This window comes from Pedobacter sp., assembly GCF_965279535.1.
In the GTDB taxonomy this organism is placed as follows: domain Bacteria; phylum Bacteroidota; class Bacteroidia; order Sphingobacteriales; family Sphingobacteriaceae; genus Pedobacter.
This window is the reverse complement of record NZ_OZ257244.1, coordinates 1,244,928-1,263,960: the sequence shown is the minus strand read 5'-3', so window position 1 is coordinate 1,263,960 and position 19,033 is coordinate 1,244,928. Positions and strand designations below refer to the sequence as shown.

The 19,033-nt window shown below is 41.1% G+C and carries 8 protein-coding genes; all 8 read left to right on the top strand.

Going from position 1 to position 19,033, the window contains the following annotated elements:
• The first annotated feature begins 28 nt into the window (after positions 1–28).
• The 8 genes from ACQY77_RS04935 (at position 29) to ACQY77_RS04900 (ending at position 19,033) form a co-directional block, all read left to right on the top strand.
• Entirely contained in the window at positions 29–9,070 is a 9,042-nt protein-coding gene (locus tag ACQY77_RS04935) for an RHS repeat domain-containing protein (protein ID WP_421939095.1), read from the top strand.
• Between the two features lie 6 nt (positions 9,071–9,076).
• Positions 9,077–9,439, top strand: a complete 363-nt coding sequence (locus tag ACQY77_RS04930) for a hypothetical protein (RefSeq protein WP_421939096.1) — start codon at positions 9,077–9,079, stop codon at positions 9,437–9,439.
• 1,003 nt (positions 9,440–10,442) lie between these two features.
• Positions 10,443–11,813: a hypothetical protein gene (locus ACQY77_RS04925; RefSeq protein WP_421939097.1), complete on the top strand. Its 1,371-nt coding sequence runs from the start codon at positions 10,443–10,445 to the stop codon at positions 11,811–11,813.
• On the top strand, positions 11,797–13,248 hold the full coding sequence (locus tag ACQY77_RS04920; RefSeq protein ID WP_421939098.1) for a hypothetical protein: 1,452 nt from the start codon (positions 11,797–11,799) through the stop codon (positions 13,246–13,248). Before ACQY77_RS04925 ends, ACQY77_RS04920 begins: the two co-directional genes overlap by 17 nt.
• A complete protein-coding gene (locus ACQY77_RS04915; RefSeq protein WP_421939099.1) occupies positions 13,217–14,212 on the top strand; it encodes a hypothetical protein in 996 nt (331 codons plus the stop codon). Before ACQY77_RS04920 ends, ACQY77_RS04915 begins: the two co-directional genes overlap by 32 nt.
• A gap of 2 nt (positions 14,213–14,214) precedes the next feature.
• Positions 14,215–15,525, top strand: a complete 1,311-nt coding sequence (locus ACQY77_RS04910) for a hypothetical protein (protein ID WP_421939100.1) — start codon at positions 14,215–14,217, stop codon at positions 15,523–15,525.
• Positions 15,526–15,570: 45 nt separating this feature from the next.
• Positions 15,571–18,294, top strand: coding sequence for a hypothetical protein (locus ACQY77_RS04905; protein ID WP_421939101.1), 2,724 nt, complete (start codon positions 15,571–15,573; stop codon positions 18,292–18,294).
• A gap of 82 nt (positions 18,295–18,376) precedes the next feature.
• Complete coding sequence (locus ACQY77_RS04900; protein ID WP_421939102.1) at positions 18,377–19,033, top strand: hypothetical protein; 657 nt, start codon at positions 18,377–18,379, stop codon at positions 19,031–19,033.

Sequence of the window (19,033 nt, the reverse complement as noted above, 5' to 3'; positions counted from 1 at the left end):
TTTGGTTTTTAGAATAATAGTTAAGAATATGATAAAAATGCTCCGTTTTATTTTAGTAATCTCCCTGGTTATTTTGTTACAGCAAAAGGCACATGCTGCCATTGAGCCCTACAAAAACTTTATTAAGGGAAGCATAAAAGTGGGTGATTCGCTGTTGGTGAAAGACGAGAAGTTTAAAAATCCATCTTTTACCTGGTCAGAAATTACCAATATTTCGGTACAAAATGCACTTAGCTTACAGATTTTGGATGAACAGGCACTTACCCAATCATTTAGTTGCAGGCTTCAGCTAAGGGTAGCTTATTTTAGTACTCCGGAACAGGCAGAACCCACTGTTATCGATTCTGTTAGCTTAAATGTGAATTACGATAAAACATCCGGAGCAACTTACAAAGGCATTGACACCTATAATTTTACCAATGGCTATTATGTAAAAGTATATGTAACAGGAGTAAGTAGCCCTGAGTTTGGCAACCAGATGCCACCAGTTTTACAATTAACCAGTCAGATTAATATTGACCGTACCTATACATTTAAACCCTTTCTTTTTATGGGAATTAATGGTGAGCTAAGCCAGGGTTCGGGTAAAATGCAGCGCTTATCATCAGGTACACCAACCAATGGGAAAAACCAATTGGCCTTATCATGGGCATTGGTGCCCGGAGTACAGGAGTACGATATAGAGTGGACTTATGTAGATGAAGATTCGGAATGGTGGACCCTGGTAGATGGTGCACATGCTGGCGCCTACCATACAGAGGCCGAAATGGCCCAGCTGTTTCGAAACAACGCTACCCGCATTACTACCGATAAGCAAAGCTATATGCTTTCTTTGGTAAGCAATTCCAACTATGTAATGGTGAGGATGAGACAGGTAACCTATAATACAGAAGGGTTAAGGATTGAAGGCCAGTGGTTTTATAAGCTGGATGACAATGCTACCTGGGCCATATGGGATTTAGACTGGCACCAGCAAAATTTAAACTGGCAATACAGTGCTTCATATGCCGAAGGAGGTAAAAAGAAAGAAGTAGTAAGCTATTTTGATGGTACATTGAGGGGCAGACAAACAGTTACCTTAAACAATGAAAATAATGTAGCCGTAGTACAAGAAAATGTTTACGATGTTTTTGGCAGGGCAGCAGCCAGTATACTACCCGCCCCTGTAAAAGATAATGTAAGCAACCAGTACATCCATTACTTTCCATCATTAAATGTAAACAGTAACGGTACACCATACAGCTTTGCTGATTTAAACAGCGTGTTGTGCCAGCCTGCACCTAACGTTTTAGGTACACAATCAGGTGCATCAAAATATTACTCCCCATCCAACGGCTTTTTAGGCGGTGGAAACCCGGCATACAACAACTATATTCCCGATGCAGGTGGATATCCTTTATCGGTAACGCAATATACGGCAGATAATACCGGGAAGATTAGATTGCAGGGTGGGGTTGGACAGGTTTTTCAACCCGGTCAAACTGAAAGGCATACTACCAGGTATTTTTATGACAAACCTACCCAGTGGGAACTCGATCGTATTTTTGGTAATGATGTAGGTTATGCAGAGCATTACCTTAGAAATACGGTAGTAGATCCGAACGGACAAATCTCTATCAGTTATTTAAATGCATCCGGAAAAACAATTGCCACAGCACTTGCAGGTAATACACCTGCCAATGTAAGCGAGTTGCCTAACAAACCGGCAGCCCAACGGGTTAATCTGGAAATTCTGAAACCAGAACAATTTAAATTTAACAGCAGTAGTTTAGCCCTTACAGCAACCACAACATACACACCTAGTGTAACTGGTCAGGTTCAGCTGAGTTATGATATAGAGAAACTGGTTAGCCGTTATCCGGGGGGCGCTTTTCAGCCCTGCAGCAGCTGTTATTACGAACTTACCGTTACAGTTACCGATGATTGTAAAAATATTATCTACCAGGATGTAACTGCCAGAAAAATAGGTGCAAGTGGTTCAAATGTAGCGAATAACGATAACTGCAACTACGTAGAACCGGTTGCCGCACCAATAGCACTTAATTTTAATGAAATAGGTGAGTATTACGTCAGCTTTAATTTTGCACTGAGTAACAGGGTAATTGAAAACTTTACCAATGATTACATTGCAGCCGGAGAAGTCAATGGTACACTCCATAAACGCTCGGTATTTGTATTGAACGAGTTAGCTAAACTGCGTTTTGAAGATTGCTTTTCCGATTGTAATACCGCCCGGCAGAAACTGGGTACTCAAACAGAATTTGCAAACATATTTAATCAGAAGTTAACAGAGCTTGGAGAACCTGCCGCAGCGTATGCAAATTACATTAATGGCGTTTATACGGCAATATATAGTACCCTGGGCGTTTTAGAAGCCAATTGTATAAGTGTTACAGCTTCACCTTGTGATACCTACAAAATACCAATGATGGCCGATGTATCTCCGGGTGGACAATATTCACCGGTAGATAGCCAGGGCAATTTACTCGAACCAGCTACTAATATAGTGCAATTATATTTCAGGGCTGCTTTTCCGGTTTCTGCATCAACAGATTCACTATACATGGTAACCAAGGCAGATGGAAGTATCATGAGTGTATATGATGCTAATTTTACCGTTGCAGATCTGGTTACCTATTGGCAGCCAGAGTGGGCAGAGAAATTTTTATCTTACCATCCGGAATATTGCAAACTCTTATTCTGCCAGCAGCACAGCGCATCAAAATCATGGGATATTGCGCTTGCTACTAAAACAGCATCGCAGGCGGGATACGCTTATACCAACACCAATAACTGGTTACTGGATACCGATCCGTTTTTCAACGGTGCGGGTGCAGGGTATAAACCCGAAATGGCGGCCGATTTGGCACAATATTCTAACCGGGTGAGCCATTTGCCTTATGCAATTAAGAACCTGTTTCAAATGGTTGATTTTAGTTTGTACTGTGCAGATGTGACCGGAACAACCAATACCACACCTCAGGAGAATACCTGGGATTATTGCACAGTAAATAATGATTGTAGGCTGGCTAACCGCGAATGGGACCTTTACCAGTCACTTTATCTCGATTTAAAAGAGAAATATTATATCGAGCTGAGAAAAGTAACGTTGTGTGCCGATTTTTGCCCGGTAGGAACCCCTGTTCCCATGTTGCCAACTTCGCTTTGTCAGAGCCGTAACCTGGGCTCAGAAGCTGTTTTCGTCAGCACCAATACCTATCGCAGTTTCAATTATGCAGCCGGTACCCAAACTACCTATTATTATGTAAGCGGAACAGCAGCTAACCCGCCATCAACGGCTGCTTATTGTACTTCTGGTAGTGCAGGTACACAGTTTTATACCTGTGTAGATGTGAATTGGGGCAGTGCTACTAACCGCATGAACAATGTTTGGGAAATTAGCTGTACAGAACCTATTCCGGCTACCTGCAACGCTTCAGGTAGCGCTATAGCAGAGCCAAGCTATGGATTGAATATGTTTTATGCCCAGGATCCTTATTATCGCTATGATTACACTGTTGTAGAGGGGTATTCTCAAAATAATCAACCACAAAATGTTATGTGTGGCAGTTTGTATGCAGATATGGCGTATTATGATTGCTATACCGTATATACCAGTACTGCTGCTTACAATTATAACAACGTGTGGGTAGGAATTTGCTATACCTATCTTGGTGGCGGTGGCGGAGGCGGCGGTGGTGGTAATCCCTGCCCTGAACAACCAGAACCGCAGATGGCCAGTGTAATGGAAGATAACATCAACTCACAGGTTATTCAGCCATGTGAGGTAAATGTAGAAATGGCCAGTTTGAGCAGCAGCACACAAAGTGTAGAAGCCGATTTAAATACCAACATGATTTATGCTGTGAGCAAAACCGCTCCCATAGAAAGTAAAACGGCCGCTGCGAAGCAAAAAACATTTAAAAAATGGTTTGGCGATTACGTACAGAAAGATTATTTCGCAGTTAAAACAGGTAAAGGTCAGTATAAAGTTTTTAGAAATGTTTGGGTAGCTGAGTTCAAAAGCCAGAAGGGCTCCAAAATGATGAAGCTGGATAGTGTTCGCAACAAGCGTAAACTAGCTAAATCGACTTTAGCAGCAAAAAGCACTGCCGAAGGTACAAGTACTTTATCGGCCATGTCGCTACAAACATCAGATGCTAACCATCCTTGCCCAAATACCGATTTTGATATTTACTACAATGCCGAATACGATCCTACTTATGGCAATGGGGTACGTTTCACAGTGTCGGCTACCCGGGCCAATACCTGTACAAATGATCTCTACGTAGACATTTACAGCAGTGCCCATGCCTATATCCAATCGGTGTTTATACCAGCGGGAGCCACCTGGGGAGAGGTGTTTGCGTCAAATGAAACCCCGCCTTTAAATGGGCAATACTACGCCTGTGGTACACTTTGTGGAGATCCGGACCCATCATGCGATACGAAATATGCCAATAAAACCAGCCGTTTTCCAGAGCCTGATTTTACCCTCCCTTCGCCCAACCCTAACCAGGTTACCGATGAACGCAAAGCCGCCGGGGCAGCAGCAATAGCCGACAATTGCAGCGCCAATGCCGAAATCTGGATGGAAAGGCTGAAGCCGGGTTTGGATGCAGGTAACTATGATGCCAATACCAGGGCAGTACTAAAAGCAAATTTAATCGAGATTTGTAAACGTGGTGGCGATGCTACACACCCCTTTGGTTCAAGTAGTATCGGTACTGGTATATCGCAACTCTATATTAATGGAGACTCTTGCTCTACCTTTGCCCAGGTAATTCGAAAAACGTTAGGTATGAGCTCATTTACAAACGAGCTAAATCCTTATCTGCTCGATGGTACTTATCCATACAGTCAACCTCAGCAAGCTACAGATGTGTACATATCGGCCACCAGTTTACAGATTTGTAATAAGCTAGGGAACTTAAGACCAGGAGGCATGGATGATGCCGGTTTCTACAACCATCTGCAAAATACCTTTGGCGCTAATATGAACCTTTCTCCGGCAGAATTTGCCGCACTTTTAAAAGGTTGCAACAATTGCAGGTACCTGTTAGAATATGACATTAAACTCCCTGTGTTTTTGCAGGGCAACGATGGCTGTATCAGCAAAACACAATACAACACAGACCTCGCTGCTTTAAATGCCGAATTTAGCGGTACACCTAACACCAGCTGGACTAACTATCAGCTTATTTTAGCCAACTACTTTAACTATAAATATGGGTTTACCCTCAGTTACGATAGTTACATTAATTTTGCAACGGGAACAAAAGACCAGCTTTGCAATGAGCCTGCCTTTGCAGAAGCCAGGCAAGACCCTTATGCCTGTGTTAAATCCTTAATTGAAACCGGTTTCGCCGCCGGCGACCGCGCGTATCAAACCTATATTAACGAAGAGAAACGGAAATTTGTTTCAGCCTATATTGATGTGTGTGCAGCTGCAAAGGCCAGTGTAAAACTCGAAGCCGAACAGCAGATTTATCACTATACGCTTTACTACTACGATTTGGCAGGCAACCTGGTGCGTACCGTGCCACCAGAAGGGGTAAGCTTGCTTAGTGCTACCGAAATAGATCAGGTAAGTTTAAACCGGGCAGGTTTACTTAATGATAATTGTAATTATAATGGTCCAACAACGGCATCAGACCGGAATACCGCACTGTTGAGCCTAAGCAGTGCCCTTCAAAATCCGGGTAACAATGCGGTAGAAATGTGGCTGTATGCCGATGCACCTGGGGCCAGGCAGTTTATTGCCGCCACCCCTGATATGAAATACATGATACAGGCTTGCCAGAACGGAAACCTGTTAAATGTAGATATTTTTACCCTGCACCAGGCCGCTGCTGATGAGGTAAGTATTACCTTAAGCAACCATGTTACGGCCGATGTAAGCAGCATAGCCCCACTACAACCCTGGACCCACATTGTAGTGCAGGGAGCCAACCTGGCACAGGGCCAATTACAGATTTGGGTAAATGGAAAAGCCTATACACCAGTCACCGGTGCGCCATACGCAGGCTGTGGCTGGGCCATTACCACCAATCCGTTTAGCATGCCCGATAACTTTGGCCTGCTTAAGTTTCTTCGGGTTTACCAGGGCCGGTTAATGCCGGCTGACGAGATTGCCTTTAATGCCGGCAGCAAATGCTTTGGTGTACAGGATGTAGCCAACCCGGCCAATTACCGCTTTAATGTACCGGCAGCAGGAGGGCCAACTACCATTGCCGAAAACAGTAATGTAGAAACCCAGTTTAAAGGCATTTTTCCTAATCACGGCCTAACCACCACATATGCCTATAATGCAACCAACCAGGTGGTGCAACAGCAAACGCCTGATGCCGGAATGAGTAAATTCTGGTACGATAAGCTGAGCCGTTTGCTGTTTAGTCAGAATGCTAAACAGGCTGTAAACAACGATTACAGTTATACCCAATACGATTTATTGGGCAGAATTAATGAGGTTGGACAGAAGAAGAGAAACATGGTATTCCCTGAACCCGGATTTTTAGCACAGACAGACATCAGTAGCCTGAATTTGGGAACGGCATCAGAAATTACCACCACTTATTATGACAATCAAGCCTATATTTATGACTTGCCATATAACTATTCGCAAGAAAACCTGCGTAAACGCGTATCGGTAACCTATACCAAATCCAGCGTAAATGGCTCGCCAGAAAATGCAACATATTACAGTTATGATTATGCGGGCAACGTAAAATCATTATATCAAAAAATAAACGGCCTGGCCGAAATTAAACGCCTCGATTATGAATATGACCAGGTGAGCGGGAAGGTTAACTTTTTAGCTTACCAGAAAGATAAGCCCGATCAGTTTTTCTATGAATATAAGTACGATGCCGAAAACCGTTTAACAGAGGCCTGGAGTGGTGTGCAAGCCAATGTGGTTAATTATGGTTTTGGTAGTACATTGCTTGCGCCAGGCCGCAGGCTGGATGCCAGCTACCAATATTACCTGCATGGGCCACTGGCCCGCATGGAGCTGGGCCGCGAAGCTGAAAAAGTGCAGGGAGTAGATTATGCCTATACTTTACAAGGCTGGCTTAAGGGCGTAAATGGTTCTGCCCTGGCAGGTGCAGGCGGCGATATAGGTGCCGATGCTGCAGTTATTGCAAAAGATGCCCTGGCTTACAGCCTGGGTTATTACACCGGTGATTATACCCCAATTGGAGGAGGTAGCGCTTTTGCCTACCAATTTCAGGGCAACAATAACCTGTCAGCCGGCCGTAACCTCTACAATGGCAATATTGCCAGCAGTACTTATGCCATTGCACAGATAGAAAATAGTGCCACCAAAGGCTACAGCTATGGCTACGACCAGTTAAACCGACTGAAAACTTTCAGACAGCACGATCTGGCTGCCGCCGGAAACTGGGACTTTAATTCTGCCAGTGCAAAGTTTAAAGAAGATTTTAATTATGATGGGAACGGTAATATTTTAAACCTTAACCGTACCAACCAGAACGGAACGGCCATGGATATGCTAAGCTATGGTTATAACCGCAATGCTTCAGGAAAGTTAGTGGATAATAAACTGGCCAATATTAGCGATACCGAAGGAGTTACTAACGGAAATGATTTGGGTAATAACAGCTATACCTATGATGAGATTGGCAACCTGAAAACCGATGCTGCTGCAGGCATTAGCAAAATAGACTGGACCGTTTACGGCAAAATTAAACAAATAGAAAAAGGTACCGGAAACCTGTCTTACACCTACGATGCCTCTGGCAACCGCGTGCGTAAAACCCTTAACAACGTCAGTACCTATTACGTACGCGATGCACAAGGTAACAGCCTTGCAGTTTACGATAATGCCGGGGGAGCTAACAATTGGCTGGAGCAACAGCTTTATGGTAGCAGCCGTTTGGGTTTGTGGAAACCAAATATTAACTTAGCATTAGCCAATGGAGCTTCGGTATGGAACAACTATGGCAACAAGTTCTTTGAGCTAAGCAACCATTTGGGTAACGTAATGGCAGTTATTAACGATGTACGTACCCCTAACAATGGTTATGAACCTACGGTTATTAATGCCAACGATTATTATGCCTTTGGTAGCCAGATGCCGGGCAGAAGCTTTACCAACACAGGCGCATTGGCTTACCGTTATGGCTTTAATGGTAAGGAGAATGATAATGATGTGAAAGGGGAGGGTAACCAGCAAGATTACGGCATGCGCATCTATGACCCGAGGGTAGGAAAGTTCTTGAGTGTAGATCCGATTACAAAGGAGTATCCAGAGTTGACACCTTATCAGTTTGCAAGTAACACACCTATACAGGCGATTGATTTAGATGGATTGGAACAACGTCATTATACAATCGACTTACACGATAAAGAGCCTAGATTAAAGTTAGTTAAAGAAGAAGATTGTTTTTTCTTTAATGATAAGGTTGTAGTCAAAGTGTTAGGCTTACCAAAAAATGGACATGTAACTTATACATTTACCCCTTGGGCGAAGTCAATAAAGCAATTGGCGCAACCAGGTTCTGGAGAAGGGAACTATATTGAAGATTTTGATAACTATTTCGCAAAAGATCCTATCGGCTCTCTTGCGAGCGGTCAATATACAACCAATGAAGAAATTTTAAAGCATACCGTAAGAGATATTGCTATTGCTGTTGTCCTACATAAGATAATGACAGCCAATGTTCAAAAAAAGGACAATTCAAGCGATAAAAAGCTTTATTTAGGTACAATGAGAGATAGATTATTTGGAGGTGCTTCAAATATTAAATTAAAATCAACCATAGAAAAACTTTGGAGACCAAATGCAAAAATTGGTAGTGGATCAACAGGAGATGCAATTAGAGCCGAAAAACTTGGCGTAAAGTTTTCAAATAGTAGTGATCATACTCAAAAGGCAAAAGAAGGATTGAATACCATGAGAGATTTGTTAAATGGAAATCATGGCAACATCAGTGATCAAGATAGAAGTAAGATTTTTGAAGTCATTACTGATTTGACAAAAGATACAGGGTTACAATGGAAAGGTCTAAATTTTGACTATTTGAAAAATGTACCTCTGAAAAAGTAAAAGAATATGGAATTTTATAAAGCAGCTAAATTAATCTTTCTGGCTATACCAGAATTTGAATATTCATATAAAGAAGAGTTAAATCCCGATTATTATAATCTCTTTCTAGGTGATTTTGGTCTTTTTGTAAGGGATGCTATTAAACATAATAATAAGGTCGCAGTTAGGTGTTTAGTTTTTATTAGTGATTTAGTTAATAATAATGTTAATGATGAAGATTTTTTAAATAAAATGTCTATTAATATACTTGAAGTGTTAACTGACTATAGGGAAACCCAGATAGATGCAGTTAAATATTTCAGTGGACACTGCTTAAGTATGTTTCAAACACTTTTAGATAATGGTTATTTTAATAATTTAGTAGATTAATCTCTACTATCCGACACTAGCGAAAGTCTTAATGTTTGAGCTAGAGTACCCCCCCCCTCACTAGCGCAATTCTTAGTGGGCAGGCTTGTGAGCTGTCTGACTTGTGTTTTTAAAATAATCTTAGCCTGGCGATTGTGCCGGGCTTTTTATTTTGTCCTTCCAACTTCGGAGGAATCTGTCAAGGGGAGCGTTTATACAGATCCTTCGCTTACGCTCTGGATGACAAGTGGTGCTCTACATGACAAGTGGCGCTCTGGATGACAGTTAGTTGATCCTTCTCATTCATGATCTTAGTTATTCCAAATAGTTGTCATTCCGACTTTGGAGGAATCTGTCGAGGGGAGTTCCATTGTATAGATCCTTCGCTTACGCTCTGGATGACAGGTGGTGCTCTGGATGACAATTGGAAGTGCTCTGGATGAAATTTGCAGTGTTCTGGATGACAGTTTTGTTGATCCTTACCATTCCGATTATTTGTCATTCCAAATAGTTGTCATTCCGACTTTGGAGGAATCTGTCGAGGGGAGTACCATTGTATAGATCCTTCGCTTACGCTCTGGATGACAGGTGGTGCTCTGGATGACAATTGGAAGTGCTCTGGATGAAATTTGCAGTGTTCTGGATGACAGTTTGTTGATCCTTACCATTCCGATTATTTGTCATTCCAAATAGTTGTCATTCCGACTTTGGAGGAATCTGTCGAGGGGAATCCCTTTGTATAGATCCTTCGCTTACGCTCTGGATGACAGGTGGTGCTCTGGATGACAGTTAGTGACGCTCTGGATGACAATTGGAGATGCTCTGGATGACAGGTGATGCTCTGGATGACAAGTGGCAGTCTGGACGACAATTTGCTACGCTTCGGCCTTACAGAACAGTAGATTCGTCACTCAAATGTGCTTGTTCATCAACAATATTTTGGTTTGATATTTTGAAGCAGTAGATTGAACTGAAGTTATGCTTAAAGGGCAAACGGCATAACTGAATATAAACCAAACAAACAATGAAAGTACTTCCTCTGGTAGCCATATCCTTATTGGCTATAACTGAACTGTGCGCACAGCAAACGGTTGACCAAACCCTTATTTTAAATAGTAATGGCGTAAATTCTACCGAGATATTAATGAAGAAAATTGACAATACGAACTACAACAGTTTGTTTTCCAACGACTATGGATTTGGTATTTTTAATAGTAATACCGGAGGAACAAACTTCTTTATCAATGCAGTCGAGAACATTGGGATTGGAACCACTACACCCGAATTTAAACTATCGGTTATGGGTCAAATTTTCAGTTCGGCAGGGTCTAATGAAGGAGGCGCTATTTGGTTGGAAAATACTTTTAAAACAGGTAATAATGCCGCTCGTCGTTGGGCAATTTACAACATGACAGGTTCTTATGGTAATTCGCTCCAGTTTTGGAACTACAGCCAGGACCAATCCATGTATGGGGCTAGGTTTACCATTACCGATGATGGGAATGTTGGTATAGGTACCACAACACCCTTAGAGAAATTGGATGTAAGAGGAAATACGTTTGTAAATGGAGGTATTATCAGTTCTGTTGCTGGTGCTGAAATCGGAGGAAATATCCAGATAAATAACCCTGCTAAAGCAGTAAACGGTGCGGCAAGTAGTTGGAAAATTTTCAACATGACGGGTGCTTATGGAAACAGCTTACAATTTTGGGCTTATGATAATCTGGGCTGCACCCAGGGTGGATTATGTGCAAACCGTTTAACGCTTATGGATAATGGTAATGTTGGTATAGGCACTACTACCCCTGCAGAAAAATTTCAGGTAAATGGAAATGTACGCTGGGGAGGAGACACCAATTACATTTATTCTGGTCAGGATGCAACAGGGGTATATTTTGAACAATCAAGCGATGTTCCTGCTCAAAATAAAATCAGATTGCAAACATCAAGAAATGGCGATCATATCAATTACACATACTTAAGTGTGGATGCCACAAATGGATTTTCATTCCAGACCATTGGTAACGCCAATGGTAACGTAGGTATAGGCACTGCAAATCCCGATGAAAAGCTGGCTGTAAATGGTAAAATCCATGCCCGTGAGGTGCGCGTAGATGCCAAAGACTGGCCAGATTATGTGTTTAAGCCAGGTTATAAACTACCAACGCTCAACGAGATAGAAAAACAAATAAAAGAAAAAGGGCATCTTCCAGATATGCCATCTGCAAAAATAGTAGAGAAGAATGGTTTGGAACTGGGCGAAATGTTGAAATTACAACAACAGAAGATAGAAGAACTAACCCTGTACATGATTGCACAACAAAAGGAAATTAACGATTTAAAGCAAAGATTAATTGAAAAGAATAACAACAAAAAACATGAACAGCACAAATAAATTCCAAACCGTTATATGGGCAGCCTGTTTCCTGATATTGTTGCAGGCCCGGCAGGTTATGGGTAATTTCCCTATTTACCCTGATATTTATACCACCAGTGTTACCTTCCCCGCTGGCTATAGCGTAGGAGATTGTGTAGAGTTTGTTAAAGTTAATCCGATAGATGCAGGTGCCTCCGGGAATTATGAAATTTCTATCAGCTATACGAGAGGAAATATTGCTGCCGCAGCAACACATGTTGCGGCTATTTCACATTATAATTCAAACCTTTGGAAAGAAGTCGGCAGGGTAAACAACAATAAATATGTTGATGGATATCTGAATTTTACAGTTGATTGTAATCCGCAATATAACAATGCCAGATTTAGGATCAGGGCCATTGATACCTATGGATTACAGGAATATCCCATTACCGTTAACATCGCCATTACAGCCAGGAATTATAATGCTGGCTTTAATCCTTTAAACAACTGGAGCAACGATACAACAGTGGATAAGTTTCTGCCTATGACGAATGACTGGGATTTATATGTCGGAAATCTTACATCCCAGGATGGTGCACAATTGGCCATAAAAGCTTCTCAAAATGGAAATGTGGGGATAGGTACTCCTACGCCTGCCTCTAAATTAGATGTTAGGGGAGTATTTCATGTAGTTAGCCCGGCATTTAGCCAATACACAGGGGGGCAGGGTACTTACCTGGGTTGGAACAGATCGGGTGGAGGAGGTGAAGTAAACTTTGTAAATAGTAAAGGTGGTGGAACAGTATCCGGCTTCGCCTTTGAGGATACAAACGATGGTAATACCTTCAACCGGTTAATGACTATACATGGCAATGGGAGCGTTGGCATTGGTACAGCTGTTCCCGATAATCTTCAGAGTTGGGAACGGGTGTTAGACTTATATGGCAACTTACACTCCAAATTGTTGGTGAGATCTAGCAATATTAAAACAGGAATTTTCTCCAATCATACCTGGGGTACCCAGGAAATTGGCAGGATAGGAACTGAAAGTAACCATGATCTGGGGTTAATGGCGGGATATGGCAATGTTGTAATGTCTTTAAAATTAAGTGGAAACGTGGGCATTGGCACCACTACTCCCGATGAAAAGCTAGCTGTAAATGGTAAAATCCATGCCCGTGAGGTGCGCGTAGATGCCAAAGACTGGCCAGATTATGTGTTTAAACCCGAATATAAATTACCGGCATTAAATGATTTGGAGAAACAGATTAAGGAGAAAGGTCACCTCCCGGATATGCCATCGGCACAAGTGGTAGAAACTGATGGTGTAGCTTTAGGAAACATGGTAAAGCAGTTACTTAAAAGCCAGGAGCAACTAACCTTGTATATCATTAAGCAAGAGAAACAGATTAAGAAATTACAGCAACAATTAAATGGTTATGGACTTAGGAAGAAGAAAAGTCGGAAATAGGTTGATTTTACAGATAGCCTTATTTTTATGTTTAGCCCTGGTTAATCATTCAGCAATATGCGCAAGTATAAGAGCGAGTCGTTTCCCTGATGTTTATACTACCACGGTTACTTTTCCGGCTGGGTATAATGTTGGCGATTATGTAGAGTTTGTTAAAGTAGCTCCAAGTTCTGCAGGGGCTGGAGGGTATTATGATATTTCACTTGCTTACACCAGAAACGGTGTCGCGGCTGCGGCAACCCATTTGGCGGCAGTCTCTCATTCTAACCCTTCCATCTGGCGGGAGGTTGGCAGGATAAATAATAATAAGTATGTTGATCAGGTGCTCAATTTTACAATTGATTGTAATACAGAGTATCATAATGTTAGGTTTAGAATTAGAGCCGTCAACACAGGAGGATCTAATACTGATCCCATTACCGTAAAGGTTGCTGTTACCTCGAGGAATTTCAATGATGGCTATACGCCTGTAAATAATATTGGAAGTGACCTCTCGGTAGACAAGTTTCTACCCATGACCAATGACTGGGACTTATATGTAGGTAATTTATACTCTACAGATGGGGCATCTTTAGCAATAAAAGCGCTGCAAAATGGAAATGTGGGCATTGGCACCACTACTCCCGATGAAAAGCTAGCTGTAAATGGTAAAATCCATGCCCGTGAGGTGCGCGTAGATGCCAAAGACTGGCCAGACTATGTGTTTAAACCCGAATATAAATTACCGACACTAAATGATTTGGAGAAACAGATTAAGGAAAAAGGTCACCTACCGGATATGCCATCGGCACAAATGGTGGAGCGCAAAGGATTAGCAGTAGGAGAAATATTAAAGTTACAGCAGCAGCAGATAGAAGAACTAACCTTGTATATGATTGAAAAGGATAAGGAAGTAAAAACGTTGCAGCAACAGAACAAAATGCTACTTGAAAAAATGAATCTAATCATTCAACACCTCAAATAAAGATGAAATTTATTTATACCCAAATGGCCTATGTTATTATTTCTTTTTTACTGATCACCGTACCTGCATTCGGTCAAACAGATGCTGTAATTCCCTCATCTAACCGATCTACAGCATCATTAGAAAAGAATTTATTATTTTATGCGGATCAGCGCCTCTCGGTAACACAAGGCGGAAGCATATCGCTTCCGCTGAGTTACCTTTTTGATGGGGTTTTCTCACCCGTTTATTCAGAACCAATTAATGAGGCCGATCCCTATACCATTCTTATTGATGGTTTACCCAATTACCATACCCAGGCAGGGGCATGGATTGGCTGGACTACCCGATATTGGTGGCCCAAAAAATTTAAAATAGAGGTTTATAATGTCTATGAAGGTGCAAATACCTGGGTAACAGTAGCAGATGTATCAGACTACGCAAGTGGTTCTTTTATATTGCCCATATCAGGTGTTGCAGCCCGCAAAATAAAAATGACTGTTTACCAGACTTATAGCCCTGATAACAGGCTGGGACTATCAGAATTTTACTTCATTCACCCCGAAGCGAGTGCCGCATACGATCATTTAATGGTAAAATACGATGCACTGGGTAAGGTGGGCATTGGTACTTATACGCCAGATTCGAAGCTGCAGGTAGTAGGGGAAATTAAGAGCTATTATGCCTCAATCGGTCAAAGAGACATCAGTACCAGTACTATGAACTTTGCCAATTTCAGTTCTAATAACCATGGATCTGTATTAATTTCCTCAAATTTATTTGTGGATGGCAATGATAATTTCAAGATTGCCAATGCCCATCCAAGCCTCTCAGGTGCATCAATCCTGATTCCCGGCAATGGCCAGCCCAACCAGGGTGGAATCGTTTTTTATACCAATAACCCGGCTCCTGTACAAGAGAACCAAATTTATTCCGGAAATATTTCAATGGCTATCAAAGCCAGCGGTAATGTTGGAATAGGTACAGGTTCACCCGATGAAAAACTGGCTGTAAATGGTAAAATCCATGCCCGTGAGGTTCGCGTAGATGCTAAAGATTGGCCAGATTATGTATTTAAACCTGAATATAAGTTACCATCCCTAAATGAGGTAGAGAAGCAGATTAAACAGAAATGGCATCTTTCGGGAATGCCATCGGCGAAAGCAGTAGCAACGAATGGGGTAGAATTAGGAGAAATGAATAAGCTTTTACTGAAAAAAGTGGAGGAATTGAGTCTCTATATGATTGAAAAGGATAAAGAGGTTAAAGCACTTCAGCAACAGAATAAACTGCTTCTTGAAAAGATAGATTTAATTATTAAACATTTAGAATAAAACTTCAACCATTAGTTCTAAAATAATCATCCAAAATAAAATATCTTGAAAAAAAAACTATTATTAATCGCTCTCATTTGTGCTATCGGGACGATCTCCATGGCACAAAACTTACCAGATTCCAATCGGACCACTGTTAATGGAAATCAAACGCAGGTAGATGCCAGACTAAAAGCATCATTAACCATGTATCTGCCAACAGGTCAAACACCAGGTTTAAATGGAGGTAAAGATAGTATTGGTGCCGTCTTCATTCAGAAAAGCACTGGCAAATTTTTTAGTTATAGGGGTAACGGAAGATGGAGCGAATACACGACGAAGGCAGAGGTTGACAGTTTAGCCGCTAGTCTTGATTTCTCCCCATATGCACTAAACAGTAAAGTCATCCATAGGGAGGGAGCTGAACAAAAGACAGGGGATTTAGGTGTTGTAGATTCGTATCTATATGCTTATAATCAAACATCAGGAAAATATACAGGAGTAGGCGCAGGAGGCATTTCTTTTAAGACTGATCAAAGTAATTTGGGACTCACTGGGGTATTAACTGCACCCAATATTACAGGCAATTTTCAGTGGAACTTGCCCGGAAAAGGAGGAAGTTTGAGCCTGAATGAAGATGTATTGCATAAAACAGGAGATGAAGTGAAAGAGGGACATTTAGCGCTCAATGGAATAACAGTTAATGGTGGAGTTGGTACAAATTGGTTGAGATGGCATACATCACAACCTGGTAATTGGGCAGATTGGTCTCAGTATATTTCAGGTGCGACAATGACAATAGCTGCAAATGGAGACCCTATAGTCGCTTTTCAAGAACAAGGCCAAATCTATATTCCACATACAAACACTGATATTCCTGTGGATTATAATTTTATGGTAAAAGAAAAATCTAATGCTCAGGTTAGATATCTAGATAAAAATGCAATAGCTCTTAATGACAATGTATTGCATAAAACTGGTGATGAGGTAAAAACAGGGAATTTAGATATACAAAACTCGAACCTAAACTTAACTGGTTCAGCACCAGGTAGTAAAATTACATTAAATAGGTTTGGGTCTATTTGGTTATCAAATCAGTCTAACGAACAATATCCCGCATTTGGTTCTTTTGGTGATAATAATATTTATTTAGGTTATGTTGGAGGTACAAATCCAAACGGGAATATACACATCAGAATGAGGGAAGGAGAAGATGCTGTTCGCATTGAAAGCAATAAAGAACTTTTTGTAAATAACAATATATTTGATTTTAGTGGTAAAAAATTTTTAAAGGAGGGGGATGTGGCACCTGTTTCCCCAAGCGGATCTTATATACAAGCCTCTCCTTCTGCAGCACAGTCCGGATCAATCTGGATGAAAGGAAGTATAATTTTAGAAGAAACAGCAAATCCCAGATTTTATCTTAATAATGGTAACAGTGGCTTTGTCATTTCTAACAGTGGAGATAATGTATTTAGAATTAATGGGGATTTTGGCAATGGAGAGTTATTTGGTATAACACAAAGTGGTCAGATAGCTTATAGGCAAGAACCTAATGCGCCAACTTCAGCATACTCTCTTCTGGTAAGAGATGAAAGCACTTTTATTAGACAGATTCCCTCCAATACATTTGCAACGGTTTCACCAAGCGGTTCTTATATACAAAATTCACCATCAACTATTCAGAATGGGTTTATATGGATCAATGATAAACTTAAAGTTGGAACAACAGAGGTGAAACCGGATGGATTTTCATTAACAAATTCAGGTGGAGGAGTAAGCGTGGCAAGAATTATTGCTGATAAACTTCGATTGGGCCATGAATTTACTGAAACTGAATTGGATGGGAGCGCAGTTAAATCTCTGAAGAATTTTTCTGCCCCTACTTTAAATGGAATGTATTTTGATTTTTTGCCAAACTACAATACCCGTATCGGGCAGGCTGCATTAACTTCCATTACCGGTGGAAATACCAATTTGGCCATAGGACAAGCCGCTTTATCTAATGCAACAAATGCATCATTAAATGTTGCGGTAGGAGATTACGCGGGTGCAGGAATTACTACAGGGGTTGGTAATATAGCTATTGGTAGTAACTCGATGGCGGGAAGTGCCAATGCTTCAAGTGAAAACAATACTGCAATTGGCTATAATGCACTTAATAATGGAACAAATTCTACTTCAGTTGCCATTGGAGATTACACAGGCTTTTCTGCCAGTGGTATTAAAAATATTTACATCGGCTCCAAAGCAGGATATGGTAACAATGGAAGTAATAATGTCTTTATCGGCTGGCATGCAGGCTTTTCACCTTCCAGTCCTTTGAGTAGTCAATTTATATTATCAAATGGAGAGTATGAGAACCAGAATGTACTTATTCGTGGTGATTTTGATACCAGGCAACTACTATTTTATGGTAAAGTAGGCATAGGCACCACCAGCCCAGATGAAAAGCTGGCTGTAAATGGTAAAATCCATGCCCGTGAGGTGCGCGTAGATGCCAAAGACTGGCCAGACTATGTGTTTAAACCTGAATATAAGTTACCATCCCTAAATGAAGTAGAAAAGCAGATTAAACAGAATGGCCATTTATCAGGAATTCCATCAGCAAATGAAATAGAAAGTAAAGGTTTAGAATTGGGAGAACTGGTTAAGCAACAGCAAAAGAAAATTGAGGAGCTTACACTATACCTGATACAAAAAGAGAAGGAAATTAATCGTTTGAAAAGCCTCGAACAACGTGTAGCAGCAATAGAGCAGCTGCTTAACACCCCAAAGTCTTTAAAATAAGGTATGCTATGGCTACACATGGATAGTTAGTATTAAAAACAAATTTTTAACTTAGCATTCACATAAGATAACTGATAAATTAATGAAACGCTTCTCACTTCTCTTGGTTTGCTGTTTTACGTGCCTGTTTACACATGCCCAGCTTTTTACTACGCCCTTTTTTAAGGGAGCCTATTATGATTTGCAGGGCATTAAACACACAGGCTTAGTTTATTTTACGCCCTTATCTGCTACACTAAGATTTAAAGAAAAAGAAGAAGATAAGGTACAGAAAATCGATATATCCCTTTTAAAAGCTATAGTAGTTAGTGGATCAAAAGATAGCCTGGTGGTGCTCAGCTATGAAGGCAAAGCAGAAAAGAGATATTTAGGAAAATTGATCGCCACAAGTCCCGGAAGAAAATTCTTTTGCAAATATGAACCTGTAGGTGGCGGCAGCCCAATGATGAGTATCGGTGCCACGGCCAACCCGGGAGCCAGGGGAAGCAGTCCCTCTTTCAGTAACACCTACACCTGGTCTAGCCGTAATTATTATGGACTGAAAACAGTTTATATGTACGAAGAAGGCAGTACAACCTATGAACTCAAACGAGGAAATTATGTAGAGATACTAAGTCGCGATTTGAGCGACAAGCCCGAACTCGTTAAACAGATTGTAAGCAAAAAACTTCGCTATGGTGATCTTGGGAAGATTTTCTCAGCCTACAACACTGCTGTAGAACAGACTAGTTCAGAATAA

Coding starts and splice junctions, on each gene's coding strand:
- ACQY77_RS04935 (WP_421939095.1), top strand. CDS start 29: ATGATAAAAATGCTCCGTTTTATTTTAGTAATCTCCCTGGTTATTTTG.
- ACQY77_RS04930 (WP_421939096.1), top strand. CDS start 9,077: ATGGAATTTTATAAAGCAGCTAAATTAATCTTTCTGGCTATACCAGAA.
- ACQY77_RS04925 (WP_421939097.1), top strand. CDS start 10,443: ATGAAAGTACTTCCTCTGGTAGCCATATCCTTATTGGCTATAACTGAA.
- ACQY77_RS04920 (WP_421939098.1), top strand. CDS start 11,797: ATGAACAGCACAAATAAATTCCAAACCGTTATATGGGCAGCCTGTTTC.
- ACQY77_RS04915 (WP_421939099.1), top strand. CDS start 13,217: ATGGACTTAGGAAGAAGAAAAGTCGGAAATAGGTTGATTTTACAGATA.
- ACQY77_RS04910 (WP_421939100.1), top strand. CDS start 14,215: ATGAAATTTATTTATACCCAAATGGCCTATGTTATTATTTCTTTTTTA.
- ACQY77_RS04900 (WP_421939102.1), top strand. CDS start 18,377: ATGAAACGCTTCTCACTTCTCTTGGTTTGCTGTTTTACGTGCCTGTTT.